The 601-nt window shown below is 76.4% G+C and carries 1 protein-coding gene and 1 pseudogene; both read left to right on the top strand.

The window, feature by feature from the left end; all coding sequences use genetic code 11:
- A pseudogene (locus tag HMPREF3115_RS02520) lies at positions 1–152 on the top strand (hemin ABC transporter substrate-binding protein); the annotation flags it as partial.
- 11 nt (positions 153–163) lie between these two features.
- The coding region (locus tag HMPREF3115_RS02515) for an iron chelate uptake ABC transporter family permease subunit (RefSeq protein ID WP_141751619.1) at positions 164–601 on the top strand (438 nt) is incomplete at its 3' end.

Genomic DNA, 601 nt, shown 5'->3' with positions numbered 1-601 from the left:
CGCTGCTGGGTGCGCCCGGCTTCGCCGCGACGCCGGCCGGTCGCGCGCAGCGCATCGTGTCGCTCGACGCGCTGCTGCTGCTCGGCTTCGGCCCGCGGCTGCCGCTCGCCGTCACGACGCTGCATCGGCGTCTGTCCGACACGCTCGCGTAACGGGATCGCCGATGTCCGCTCGTCTCTCGTCGATTCGCGCGTCGTCGGTCGCCGCGGGCACGCACGGCGCACGACGCATCGGCACGCAGCGCCGTTTTGCACCTGTCGCGCTCGGCGCGCTCGCGGTGCTCGTCGGCGCGATGTCGGTCGTCGCGCTCTGTGTCGGCGCGTACCGCATTTCGCCGGCCGACGCGTGGGCCGCGCTCGCCGGCGACCCCGCCGCACAGCAGGCGCGTGCGGTGCTGCTCGGCATCCGTGCGCCGCGCGTCGTGCTGGCGCTGCTCGTCGGCGGCGGCTTCGGCGCTGCCGGTGCCGCGATGCAGGCGCTGTTTCGCAATCCGCTCGCCGATCCGGGGCTCGTCGGCGTGTCGAGCGGCGCGGCGCTCGGTGCGACGGCCGCGATCGTGCTCGGCCCCGCGCTGTTCGCCGCGCATGCCGGCGCGGCCGCG

It is taken from the genome of Burkholderia sp. HMSC10F09 (assembly GCF_001806955.1).
GTDB lineage: Bacteria > Pseudomonadota > Gammaproteobacteria > Burkholderiales > Burkholderiaceae > Burkholderia > Burkholderia multivorans.
The sequence above is the reverse complement of the archived record's forward strand: the minus strand, read 5'-3'. Positions and strand labels throughout refer to the sequence as shown.